This is a genomic window from Coprococcus intestinalis, from assembly GCF_023656595.1.
GTDB classification, from domain to species: domain Bacteria; phylum Bacillota; class Clostridia; order Lachnospirales; family Lachnospiraceae; genus Coprococcus_A; species Coprococcus_A intestinihominis.
Genome location: NZ_JAMOKJ010000021.1, coordinates 21,939 through 32,624, shown reverse-complemented (window position 1 = coordinate 32,624; position 10,686 = coordinate 21,939). Strand labels below are relative to the sequence as shown.

The window sequence follows — 10,686 nt, the reverse complement described above, 5'->3', positions numbered from 1 at the left end:
TTTATTCATATTTTCTGTTTCCTTTATATTTCTTGCATAACTGTTTATTTTTATACATATAAGCATCTGCATCATCCAATAACATCTGCATTGTACACGACATATCATCGGAGGATAATGCCCATCCGCATGCATAGTCGATTTGTATTTGATTTTCATAACTATTTAATCTATCTTTTTCTCTGTACAAGGATTTCAATATTTCCTTAATTTCCGCCTCACTTGTATGATCAATGACTGCTATAAACTCATCTCCGCCATATCTTCCAACAAAATCCTTTTCTGGAATAACACTGCGCAAAAGCTTTGAGAAATTCATTATTAACTGATCTCCTGCGGAATGTCCCATTGTATCATTTACAGTTTTTAGATTATTTAAATCAAACATTATGCATGCTGTAGAATCTGTAATTATATCTTTTTTATTAAGAAGCTCATTACAGGCATTTTTATTTGGCAGCCCAGTATGGGCATCTACGAATGCTTTCTGTTCCAGCAGTCTGTTTTGCATTGCCATCTGCATTGCCTTTAGAGTCTGCATAATAACCAATATTACCAGAATCAACATATCAAGTGCCGACAAAAGCTCTATGGTACGAATCTTTATAGCGATCTTTTCTGAATAACTTTCTGCGGCATAGACAGTTTCATCTGCCATCGTAAAATATATTTCACTCATATTAACAATGTCTGTATTTTCGTATCCCTTGTTTCTTACTGCTTCAATTTCTGTTTTCAATTTATCCCAGTAATCACTCTGGATTTTCAATTTTCCCTGATATTCTTCGTCATTGAGTTTTACCAGATTATAATGTCCATCCTGATATCTCAATCCAAGAAGAATATCATCCAAATATTTAATTAATTCATCATTTTGGTTCCCTGTAATTTCTAATTTTACTTCGCGCTGTGTAGCTCCACGTACCAGACCTGCATAATTTATTACGCGTGCTGTCCCCTGCAGCCTGCTAATCTGAATCATCATAAAAATAACAAGAACCACTAATATCAATATAAGGAAACTCTGTATAATACCTATTATATTTTTATTTTTCTTGTTTGTCTGCATTTCACAATTTATCCCGAATCTCAAATAATATTTATTTCAATAACTATGCTATTCATTTACTTTCTCCCTATATTAGGAACAAATACTTTTAATAGTCTTTTTCATCTTTTCAATATCCAAAGGTTTCGCCAAATGAGCGTTCATACCCACGGCAATGCACTTTTCAGCATCTTCCTGGAATGCATTTGCTGTCATAGCTACAATCGGTACTGTTTTTGCATCTGAACGTTCTAATTCCCTGATTTTTCTCGTAGCTGTATATCCATCCATAACAGGCATCATCAGATCCATCAAAATTACATCAAATGTTCCTGCCGGTTTCTCTTTAAATAGTTCCAGTGCCTGCTGTCCATTCTCCGCTCTGGTAATTAACGCTCCGACATCTTCGAGAACTGTCTTTGCTATTTCCGCATTCAGCTCATTATCTTCTACAAGGAGAATTCTTTTCCCTTTTATTGTATGAATTGCAGATGACTCTATGGTATCCTCACTTCCATATACCTCTTCTTTCAATGCTATGTCAAAAGAAAGATCTATCGTAAATTTTGTTCCAATACCCTGTCTGCTTTCTACCTGAATACTTCCACCCATCAGCTCTATCATAGATTTGATAATAGGAAGTCCCAACCCGGTTCCCGGCACTTTGTTTTCTGTGGTACTATGTTCTCTGGAAAATTCTTCATAGATATGTGGAAGATATTCTTCACTCATACCAATGCCCGTATCTTCACATGAAAAAATATAGCGTATCTTTGAAGGATTCTCTGATACCGCCTCATGTACTTCTACATAGATTGAATGTCCCTCCGGGGTATACTTTATAGCATTACTGATAATATTCATCATGATTTCCTGTAACTTTGTCTGATCACAGACAACATAATGATGTCTTACATCTAAAACAGCATGATACTGCAGGTTCTTCTTTCTGACATCCTCTTCAAACACTGTATTTACTCTGTGAAATAATGCATCCATATCTTCAGCTTTTAACTGCAATACCGCAGTACCACTTTCAATCCGGGCCATCTCCAGAACCTGATTGATGATTCTCAGCAAAAGATTACTGGAAGACTGTATCTTTTCCAGATATTCTTTTGCCTTTCTTTCATTTTGCAGATTCTTCTCCAACAAACCGGAAAAACCTACAATTGCATTCATCGGAGTCCGGATATCATGACTCATGTTAAATAAATATCTTATCCAAAAGCCGTCTTTCCGCCATCTGTTCTTCCAGCGTACTTTTCAGTTTTCTGTTCCTCATATGTACCATTACAGTCAGGATAAGAAGCAGAACGATCAGCACGGTTATAAAAACCAACTTACAGCCAGTTTTCCAGAACATCATTCAGCTTATGCATATCCAGCGGTTTCGCGATATGTCCATTCATGCCTGTATTTTTGGCCAACTGTACATCTTCTGCAAAAGCATTGGCAGTCATGGCAACAATAGGCAGTTTTCCCTTTTCACCCGGAAGGCTCCTGATTGCTGCAGTTGCCTCATAACCATTCATGACAGGCATTTGGATATCCATAAAAATAAGATCATACGAACCTATCGGAGAAGCTTCCACTTTTTCAACTGCGATTTTTCCATTTTCTGCTGTTTCCACTTCTGCCCCTGTCATCTGCAAAATTTCAACACCAATTTCTCTGTTCAACTCATTATCCTCAACCAGCAGAATCCTTTTTCCTGTATAATCTGCTTCTGACAGTTTCTCCAGATAATTTCTCGCTGTATTTTCTTTTCTGCCTGAAGTAAACTGCCGCAGTGTAGCCGTCAGCCGGGAACGGAACAGCGGTTTTGCAATAAAAGCATCTACACCTGCAGCCTTTGCCTCTTCTTCAATTTCGCTGAATTCATAGGATGTCAATACAATGATGGTAATCTCTTTCCCGATCCGTTTCCGGATCTGTCTGGCAGTCTCTATACCATCCATCTCCGGCATCTTCCAGTCTAAAATAACAGCAAAGTAATCATCTTTCAACTCATGCCGTGCATAACAGCGCTCAACCGCTTCCCTGCCAGAGAGAACCCATTCACCTGTAATACCGATTTCCTTCAGTGTGGCAACTGTACTTTCACAGCATGTCTTATCATCATCCACTACCAGAACCGGCAGATTCATCAGTTTTTTGTCCTGTTCTTTTTCTTTTTCCTGAAGCTCCAGATAAATTGTTACCGTAATTCTGGTTCCCTTATGTAAAGTACTGTCCACTTTAATATTACCATTCATCAGGTTCACAATATTTCTGCTGATTGCCATTCCAAGACCGGTTCCCTGAACTCTGGTTGTCCGGTGGTCATCTGCACGGCTGAAAGGATCAAACATGATTTTCTGGAATTCCGGTGACATACCGATTCCATTATCCTCAATCGTAAATTCATAGCATCCAAGTTCTGAAAATCCATTGGGCTTTTCCTCTATGGAAAAAATAATATTTCCACCATCCGGTGTATACTTGATCGCATTACTCATCAGATTCACAAATACCTGCTGAATCCTCAAGCTGTCACCACAGACAGCCTCATGTTCAATATGATTGATGTGTATATCAAAATTATGTTTATGTTCATCAAGCACCGGTTTCGTAAGTGTAATAAGATTATCTACCAGATCTGACAGATTGAAATCTTCCTGTGCCAGCGTCATTTTTCCGCTTTCGATACGTGCCATATCCAGCACTTCATTGATCAGTCCCAGCAGATGACGGCTTGATTCTGTAATCTTGCTGAGACATTCAATCACTCTGTCCTGACTCTCAATATTTGCTCCTGCGATTGCCGTCAGACCCACAATGGCATTCATTGGTGTCCGGATATCATGGGACATATTGGAAAGGAATTCCGTTTTCGCACGATTAGCATTTTCTGCAGACCGGTAAGCCTCTTTCAGTGCCTGACGGGATTCAATCTCTGCTTTCTTCTCCTGTGTCACATCCATGGATGCCAGCAATACCTTTTCCAGCTTTCCATTCTTCCATTCCAAGGGAATATAAGAAGCGATTTTATAAGTCTTTTCATCCCGGCTGCAATACTCAAACTTATAAATATCATTTTCACTTTTCAGTTTTTTCCGAATATTATCCGGGGCTATCAGGATATCTATAGCTTCCAATGGTTCCAGTGTCTTATATTTTTCAAGAACCTGCATCTGAAAATCATGATAAAATCCCAGAGGTTTATATATCATCTGTCCATTCAGATTGTAGAATTCATATCTGTCATTTTCCAGATCACAGACAACAAAACGGTCAACCAGACGCACAATGCTCTGGATCAGCTGCTCCATGGAAGCATTGTCCGCTGCCATCTGCAGATGCCGTGCGCTCTCTACCTTAGCCTCCGTGATATCACGCAGAAAGATCATGGCATATTCTGAATCCTCTATTTCGCCACGTATAATCACATTGCGGACCCATCGTTCTTCTCCATCCAGAGTGATTCGACACTCTAAAGATAATTCTGTTTCCAGACCTTTCAATTTTTCTGCAATATAACCACGGTCATAAAAAGCAGCTACCGCTTTCTTATCTGTTTCCACAACATAGGAATCCACAAAATGCCGGATCAGTTCATCCCATGTACGACTCTGTTCAAAAACTGTCATCAGGGACGGTTCAACCTTAAAGGTATCAAAAGTATTCGCTTCCAGATTCACATAATACTCGCACAGATCTGCTTTCGTAAAAGCCCGGTGGAAAGCAGCAGATTTTTGTGCCTGCATGATTTCTTTTTTCTCCCCATCAATGTTAATAAAAATCCCGGCAATCCTGCTGGCAGAACCATCCAGACGGCGTATTACCTCTGCCGATGTCCGAAACCACTGGTATTGATTATCCTTCATTCTCATACGATACTCTACCTGGTATTTTATCTGGTTCGTCTTATCCTTAATTGCCGCCTGAAGCTGCACCATTACTCTTTCTTTATCCTGTGGATGCAAAAGATCTGACCAGGATTCCAGTTTATTCGGAAAGTCCAGAGTGTCATGATAGCCAAGCATTTTTCGGAATTCATGACTCCAGTTTGCATTCACAATCTCACTGTTTTCGTCACAGTCAAAATACCAGAAGCCGGAATAGATAGCCTCATTGAGCAGTGTCAAATTTACATGATCCCAGTTGACCTGTACGGACATAACCCAGATCTTTCTGCCCGCCTCATCTGTCGCATCCTCTTTACAAAGCCGTACATTATTCACTGTACCGTTTGCTGCAATGATTTGTGCTTCCCCTGTTCCGTGAAGCTGCAAAAAGCGGTCTCGCTCCAGTATATCTTCCGCGTCATAAAAGAAGTTTCTCAATGAGCCTTTTGTCTGTTCCATGAAAGTATCGAATGTATATCCTGTACTATGCAACAGCAGATTATCCACAGACAAAATAGACAGGTTTTGGTCATAAGATCCTGTCATTATACCTACCCCGCCATTATTTTCCAGTGTTTTCTGTATGGCCTGTGACATAGCCTGTGTCTGCCCCGTTACAGTCTCACCTAATGAATATATTTTGTCTTCACAATTTTTCATTTTATAAAAGTCCTCTCTTCGTCTTATGCCTTCTTCATCCTGCTTTTATCTGTATACAGAGAACCTGTCCCTGCTAGTTTTGTTACCTATTTTTGCATACAAAAAGGACACTTGCCAAAATCTTGCCAGTGCCCCTACTATATTTCTCTAAAATCACACATCTATATAGTATAAAAGGTATCGGAATCTCTTCTATTCAAACATCTTTTCCATATATTATGATGATATGGAAACAGTGGCAACCGGCTGACCTGGTCAAACTTTCTGACTTTAGCCCCTTCTGGCTTTGCGTCCCAGACTTTCATCTGGTTTGCCGTTTTCCTTATTATAGCCTTTAAGCTTATGCTATAAAACTGGATTTATTATACTATAGTGCTCTGCTGTACACAAGAAAAACATTACCGTTTTTACGTTCAAAAACAAAAAAAACTGTGATAATGTCACGCCTAATGCTGTACATATTTTTTCAAGTGTAATCAGCGACGGCAGGTTTTCCTGCGCCATGATTCTCCCCAGTGACGACTGGGAAATTCCCGACAGCTGCGATAATCTATATTTACTGATCAAATGGTGCCAGCCTTGCACTACAGGAAATAAGAATACTTTTGGCAGTTTTTCCAGAGACGAAAAGTCAAGGACTTTTTCATCAAATTCAAAAAGCAGTCACATTTTGCGGACTTCCTCACGGAGCAGACGCTTGATTTTGTCCTCCATCGTCTCCTTGGCGGTCTGGCTGAAATGCACACGCACGATATAGGTTGTCTTGCCGATCTGCTTTCTGACAGTCGGGCAAGTGGCGGTGTTGGTTGCGGTATTGTTCATTCAAAATCCTCCTGTAAATGAAAAATGCCCGGTGACTGTTCATCATCGGGCGGTGTCAGTATGAGGGAACAAGGCAAGGCGGCAACATTAAGGTATCTATAAACACCTTGCCGTCTTTGCCACGCTTGCCTTGTTCCTGTGTCAGTTTCGGAGATAGCAAACCCATGCTGTGCCGTCTTTCTCGGTTATGAGCCTGTCTCCGATACGGCTTTTCGCCGTTCGCATGGTGCGTGAGGAAATCCCTCGGTCATTGACCGCTTTTTCCAGCTCTGCACTTGGCATTTTCTTTCCGTTTGCCAGCAGTTCCAGTATCAGCATTTCTGCCTGTGCGGTCTTGCTTTCCGTCTTGGCTGTGTCCGTTCCGGCAAGCAGTTCATCGGCGGTAATGTCATAAGCACCTATCCATTCAAACCCTTTTTCGTCTCCCAGAGAAAAAGCAAGGGACTGTCCGGGTGGTGCAAGAGAGCTTTTCTCATGGATAAGCACCCTCGTTGTGGGATTGTCTTTCAGTTTGCCGATAAACAGCAGACTGCGGACTGCCGCCGTAATGTCGATAGAGCCTAATCCCCGGTAGGTGCTTTGCGTTCCTGCGGCTTTGTTGAGGTGTCCGATCAGCACGATAGCACACCCGGTAGCCTGTGCAATATCTCCCAGACTGCGGAAGATGGGACGGACTTCATTTGCTCTGTTCATATCCACATCTGCTCCTAAAAACGCCTGTACCGGGTCTATGATAACCAGCTTGGCATTGTTCTCCCGGATTGCTCTTGCTATGCGTTCATCGGCAAGGGTCAGCGGTATGTCCCTGTCATCAATGACAAGCACTCGTTCAAGGTCTGCGTCCGCTTCTATCAGTCTCGGCTTGACGGTATCACCCAGACCGTCCTCGGCGGTCTGATAGATGATGTTGAACGGCTCAAGGGTCTCCATACCGGGCAAAGGCTTTCGATTGGTGCAAGCCGCCGCAAGACGCATGGCAAAGTAGGTTTTGCCCTCGCCGGGGTTGCCCTGTATGATGGTCAGCTTTCCGAATGGGATATACGGAAACCATAGCCAATCCACGCTCGTCAGCTCCACATCAGCCATGCGGAGCATAGGGACAGGCTGGGCGGTTGGCAGCTCTCGCAGCGTGATTGTCTCGGCTATGAATTTGCGGTTGGGAATATCCCCTTGCTGACGGAGAACATCGTTCCAGTCTTTTCTTGCCGGGACAAGACGAATGACAGCGTTCTCGCCGGGAATAGTCTGTGCCAGTCGGGTACAGGCTTCATTTCCTGCGGTGTCGCTGTCAAGGCAGAGGAACACTTTCAAGATGTCCTTGCGTTCAGAGAGAAAACGGTCAAGAGCCTTGCCAGACACACCGCCCAGGGCAAGGTAGCTTCTCGTCTGCCAGTCCTGCGGATAAAGGCAGATAAAGGATAAAAGGTCTATGGGTGCTTCAAAGACAAAGAGCTGACTGCCGTTTCCCTCATAGCGGAACGGATAAGATTTATCAGAGCCGGCAATGTCCTGCCTGAAACTTTCCTGCGTTCCTCGCACATGAGCATATCTCGGTGTGCCGCTTCGGTCTCTGCCGACAAACACAACATTGTGCCGTTTGCTGTCCTCGTAAATATCCCCGGAAAGAAGAAAAGTCTCAACAAGCGATTTGTTGAGACCTCGGCTTTCACAAAGATATTGAATTGCTCTGTCGACTGTGCGGTTGTGTAGGGGCAAGTGGAACTCTGCGGGCGGTGCTGTGGTGGCTTCGGTCTGTCCCTCGCCGCTTTCACCTGTCAGCAGTTGGACAGCTTCGGGAAAAGACTTTCCGTAAAACTCCATGACGAAATCAATGGGATAGCCGCCTTTGCTCTGACTGTGGCGAAACCATTTGTTTCCCCGGACGGTCAAACTGTCATGCTCTTTCCAGCAGTACTCCCGCCCGCTTTTGATAAGTGTTTCTCCCTGTGTGTGGAGAAAATCTTCCAGACTGACGGCATTTGCCCGGTCAATCTGTGCCTGCGTGTAATTCATCGTGTCATATCCTCCTTTTTGTGTCGTATTTGGGGTTGATTTTGGAGCTTTTGTTCCGCTGTACGCTGATTAAATCGGACGGCAGTATCAATGTTTGACTTTACTTTCCAAAGCCGCTGTAAATCCTCTCTGACGGTCTTAAACTCGGCATAGGTGGTCTCATGCTCCTGTTCCAGCGTGTCATACTCTTTGGATAGCTTTCCCATATCCACCTTGCCGTCCGGGAACTCCTCGGTCAGCTTTCGTCTGGCGGTGTAGAACATTTTCAGCTTATCAGCGTGTTCCGTCTTGTACTTGGCTCTCGATTTCTCAAACTTGATTTTCTGCAAGCCGTCATAGACAGGCTTTAAGCTCTTGTAGGTGGCAGAGTAATCATTAAGACTGCGGATTGCTTTCATTCGGGCGTTCTGGCTGTCCATCGTTGTCTTTAAGCCGTCAACGGTGGTGCGGTGGCTCTGCAATCTGCTTTCCAAATCTTCAAGGGTGTAAATGCCGTTTGCCCGGAGATAATTGTAGGTCTCGTTCATCTCTTTCAGATTGCTGATTTTGCCTTTTTGCGAATATGCCCCGGCTTTTCGCTGGGTGTAATAATCGCTCAGCAGAGAAACAAGGTCGGGTGTCTGCGGCTTGGCAAGCTCAGCTTTTATCTCCGTTATCCAGTCGAACAGGAGAGAGATTTTCTTTCTGATGTCCTTGATAACGGCATTGGTCGCCTTGATCCAGCGGTTGAACTCGCCCTTTTCGGTGCGGATACCTTTCTTCTCCATTGCTCGGACGGTTGCTCCCTCGTGAATGGTGGGAAGTAAATCCACGCCCTGCCGTTCATAGCTGCGGTGGTCGATACGAACATCCAGACCTTTCTCCGCAAACTTGGCGTTGCACATCTCCGCCCATGCTTCACGCCAATGTTCCAGCGTTTCGGGACTGCCCCAGTCGGTAGTGGGAACGGCATTGAACACATACTTACCGTTTGCGTCTCGAATACGGTTGCCCTCCTCGTCCAGCACATATTCTCGCCGTTGTTTTATGCCCCATGTGCCGTCCTGCTCCATTGGTCGAATAGGGCAGAGAAAGTGAAAATGGGGATTGGGTGTGCCGCCGTCCTCACACTCCTTTTCGTGAAAGGACACATCAACGGTCATGCCCCGGCTGACAAACTCCCGAAACAAAAATTCCCTTGCCAGAGCGATGTTTTCTTCAAGAGAAAATTCATTCTGCAAGGAAATTTCAAAACTGTATGCAAGCTGGGCGTTCTTACCACGCTCGGCTTTTTCAACTGCGTTCCATAGGGTCTGACGGTCTGCGTATTCTTTCGGTGCATGGGGCGGCAGGAGAATGTCAGAGCAGATAACACCACGCTTTCTGGTGTAGTCGCTGTATTCGCCGTAATACTCGCTGTACAGCTTTTCGCCGGAACGATAGGCGGCAGAAGCAATCGCAGACTGACCTTTACTGCGTTTCGTTTGGGTTACTGTGAAGTGGAATAGTGCCATTGGCTTTCAGCTCCTTTCCTCTGTTTGCTTGGTTGATGTGTGTAATCTCCATGTGCCGGACGGCTCTCTGTACCTCCGGCAGACCGAAGATGTGTTCCATCAGCTCGGTCATTTCGGTGCGTGTGAGATTTTTGACCTCCGGGGCAAGGCTCTCAATCGTGCCGCCCAGATTGCAAAGGCGGTGGGTACGTTTCTGCCTTTCGCCTTTCTCCAGATATTTCTTTCTGTTCTCCAAACGCTCCAGTTTGTGCTGTTCCTGTGCAAGCCGCTTTTCCACTTGCTCTTTTTCAGCTCGAAGCTGTTCAAGGCTTTTCTGTTTTGCCATTTTGGTTGACCTCCTTTTTTGAAAATGGGTATAAAAAAAGACCGCCAACTTTTCGCACATTGCGACCAGTCAACGGTCTATTTTTCGGTATTCGGTTGTTGTATTCAGTTAGATAATTTATTTGCTATCCTTACCGAAAAAACCAATCGTAGCCATAACAAAACCCACGATAATTAAAAGAAACGACACCCACAGTGTTCCTACATATATCACCTTTAATCCTGCAAGTATCATTATAGCAATACCCAATAGCATTAAACTGTTTCCAAACATAATCTTTTTCATACGCTCACGCTCCTTTGTTAAATTATCGTTTACTATTTTCAAACTTGCTGGCGGCGAACGGTTTGTCAAAACCGTTTGCGGACGGCAAGTCCACAGGGGATAGCCGCTTTAGCGGTGCAAGGGGGTGTAGCCACCTTGACGGAACGAAGT

9 protein-coding genes and 1 riboswitch are annotated in these 10,686 nt (G+C 43.9%); all 9 genes read right to left on the bottom strand.

Features of this window, described 5'->3' with window-relative positions:
• Position 1: 1 nt before the first annotated feature.
• The 9 genes from NBH03_RS13720 to NBH03_RS13680 all read right to left on the bottom strand — a co-directional run bounded on the left by NBH03_RS13720 (position 2) and on the right by NBH03_RS13680 (position 10,536).
• Entirely contained in the window at positions 2-1,069 is a 1,068-nt protein-coding gene (locus NBH03_RS13720; protein WP_250799904.1) for a GGDEF domain-containing protein, read from the bottom strand.
• Between the two features lie 72 nt (positions 1,070-1,141).
• Positions 1,142-2,254 carry a hybrid sensor histidine kinase/response regulator gene (locus NBH03_RS13715; protein WP_250799903.1) on the bottom strand — a complete coding sequence of 371 codons (1,113 nt, stop codon included), beginning with the start codon at positions 2,252-2,254 and terminating at the stop codon, positions 1,142-1,144.
• A gap of 137 nt (positions 2,255-2,391) precedes the next feature.
• Positions 2,392-5,598, bottom strand: a complete 3,207-nt coding sequence (locus tag NBH03_RS13710) for a hybrid sensor histidine kinase/response regulator (protein ID WP_250799902.1) — start codon at positions 5,596-5,598, stop codon at positions 2,392-2,394.
• Between the two features lie 234 nt (positions 5,599-5,832).
• A riboswitch (cyclic di-GMP riboswitch) is annotated at positions 5,833-5,923 on the bottom strand.
• 20 nt (positions 5,924-5,943) lie between these two features.
• Complete coding sequence (locus tag NBH03_RS13705; RefSeq protein ID WP_250799901.1) at positions 5,944-6,102, bottom strand: hypothetical protein; 159 nt, start codon at positions 6,100-6,102, stop codon at positions 5,944-5,946.
• Positions 6,103-6,261: 159 nt separating this feature from the next.
• The gene (locus NBH03_RS13700) at positions 6,262-6,420 is read right to left on the bottom strand and encodes a transposon-encoded TnpW family protein (RefSeq protein ID WP_006428300.1); all 159 of its coding nucleotides are present in this window, start codon (positions 6,418-6,420) and stop codon (positions 6,262-6,264) included.
• A gap of 141 nt (positions 6,421-6,561) precedes the next feature.
• Positions 6,562-8,433 carry an AAA family ATPase gene (locus NBH03_RS13695; RefSeq protein WP_250799900.1) on the bottom strand — a complete coding sequence of 624 codons (1,872 nt, stop codon included), beginning with the start codon at positions 8,431-8,433 and terminating at the stop codon, positions 6,562-6,564.
• Entirely contained in the window at positions 8,430-9,926 is a 1,497-nt protein-coding gene (gene mobQ, locus NBH03_RS13690; protein WP_250799899.1) for a MobQ family relaxase, read from the bottom strand. The genes NBH03_RS13695 and mobQ overlap by 4 nt, the downstream gene beginning before the upstream one ends.
• Complete coding sequence (locus tag NBH03_RS13685; RefSeq protein ID WP_009259852.1) at positions 9,883-10,251, bottom strand: DUF3847 domain-containing protein; 369 nt, start codon at positions 10,249-10,251, stop codon at positions 9,883-9,885. The genes mobQ and NBH03_RS13685 overlap by 44 nt, the downstream gene beginning before the upstream one ends.
• A 117-nt stretch (positions 10,252-10,368) precedes the next feature.
• Complete coding sequence (locus NBH03_RS13680; protein WP_009259853.1) at positions 10,369-10,536, bottom strand: hypothetical protein; 168 nt, start codon at positions 10,534-10,536, stop codon at positions 10,369-10,371.
• Positions 10,537-10,686: the final 150 nt, after the last annotated feature.

Excerpts from the sequence above, each read along its gene's own strand:
- NBH03_RS13700 (WP_006428300.1), bottom strand. The coding sequence starts at position 6,420 with ATGAACAATACCGCAACCAACACCGCCACTTGCCCGACTGTCAGAAAG.
- NBH03_RS13685 (WP_009259852.1), bottom strand. The coding sequence starts at position 10,251 with ATGGCAAAACAGAAAAGCCTTGAACAGCTTCGAGCTGAAAAAGAGCAA.
- mobQ (WP_250799899.1), bottom strand. The coding sequence starts at position 9,926 with ATGGCACTATTCCACTTCACAGTAACCCAAACGAAACGCAGTAAAGGT.
- NBH03_RS13695 (WP_250799900.1), bottom strand. The coding sequence starts at position 8,433 with ATGAATTACACGCAGGCACAGATTGACCGGGCAAATGCCGTCAGTCTG.
- NBH03_RS13705 (WP_250799901.1), bottom strand. The coding sequence starts at position 6,102 with ATGGCGCAGGAAAACCTGCCGTCGCTGATTACACTTGAAAAAATATGT.
- NBH03_RS13715 (WP_250799903.1), bottom strand. The coding sequence starts at position 2,254 with ATGAGTCATGATATCCGGACTCCGATGAATGCAATTGTAGGTTTTTCC.
- NBH03_RS13680 (WP_009259853.1), bottom strand. The coding sequence starts at position 10,536 with ATGAAAAAGATTATGTTTGGAAACAGTTTAATGCTATTGGGTATTGCT.
- NBH03_RS13710 (WP_250799902.1), bottom strand. The coding sequence starts at position 5,598 with ATGAAAAATTGTGAAGACAAAATATATTCATTAGGTGAGACTGTAACG.
- NBH03_RS13720 (WP_250799904.1), bottom strand. The coding sequence starts at position 1,069 with ATGCAGACAAACAAGAAAAATAAAAATATAATAGGTATTATACAGAGT.